The 1,165-nt window shown below is 67.0% G+C and carries 1 protein-coding gene; it reads left to right on the top strand.

The annotated features are described in order from the left end of the window. The coding region (locus ACT89H_RS29380; protein ID WP_445111919.1) for a condensation domain-containing protein at nt 1-1,165 on the top strand (1,165 nt) is incomplete at both ends.

Raw genomic sequence — 1,165 nt, forward strand, 5'->3', positions numbered from 1 at the left:
TGGTGAACTCTACCTCGCGGGTGATCAGTTGGCGCGTGGTTATGTGGGGCGTGCGGATCTCACCGCCGACCGGTTCGTGGCCAACCCGTTCGGTCACGGGGAGCGGATGTACCGCACCGGTGACCTCGTCGTGTGGCGCAAGGACGCCGACGACGCGGTCCTCGACTATCTCGGCCGGACCGATTTCCAGGTGAAATTCCGTGGGCAGCGGATCGAGCTGGGGGAGATCGAGACGGCGTTGCTGGCGCAGCCTGCGGTGAGCCAGGCGGTCGCGCTGGTGTCGCCTTCGTCGCTGGGCGACCAGCTCGTCGCGTACGTCGTCCCCGCTCCGGGAGACCGGATCGACGCCCGAGCGCTGCGGTCCGCGATCGGCGAAACCTTGCCCGCCTACATGGTTCCGGCAGCGATCGTGGTGCTGGAGGCGTTCCCGCTGAACGCCAGCGGCAAGCTGGATCGTAAGGCGCTGCCGGAACCCACTTTCGAGACCAAGCATTTCCGTGCGCCTACCAGCGCGATCGAGGAGATCGTGGCGGGTGTGTTCGGTGAGGTGCTCGGTGTGGGGCGGGTGGGTGCGGATGACGATTTCTTCGCGCTGGGTGGTAATTCGCTGGTCGCCACGCAGGTCGTGGCGCGTCTCGGTGCGGCGGTCGGTGGCCGGGTGCCGGTGCGGGCGTTGTTCGAGAGCCCGACGGTGGCGGGGTTGGCGGCCGTGCTGGAGTCGCACACGCACGGTGAGCGGGTGGAGTTGGGCAGTATCGCCCGGCCGGAGCGGTTGCCGTTGTCATTGGCGCAGCGGCGGATGTGGTTCCTGAACCGTTTCGATCAGTCCGATGAGGCTGTGGGGCAGATTGGTTCGGCGGCTTATAATTTGCCGTTCGCGTTGCGGTTGACCGGTGCGTTGGATGTCGCGGCGTTGGGTGCGGCGCTGCGTGATGTGGTCGCGCGGCATGAGGTGTTGCGCACGGTGTATCCGGAGACCGTGGATGGTCCGGTGCAAGTGGTGCTGCCGGTCGGGCAAGTGGATGTGGATCTGACTGTGCGGGTGCTGGCCGAGTCGGATGTGCCGGGCACCGTGTACGCCTTGGCGGCGACTCCGTTCGATGTGACGGCGGAGGTGCCGTTGCGGGCCGTTCTGATCCAGGTCGACGGAGCGCCCGAGACGTAT

This window comes from Nocardia aegles (genome assembly GCF_052545135.1).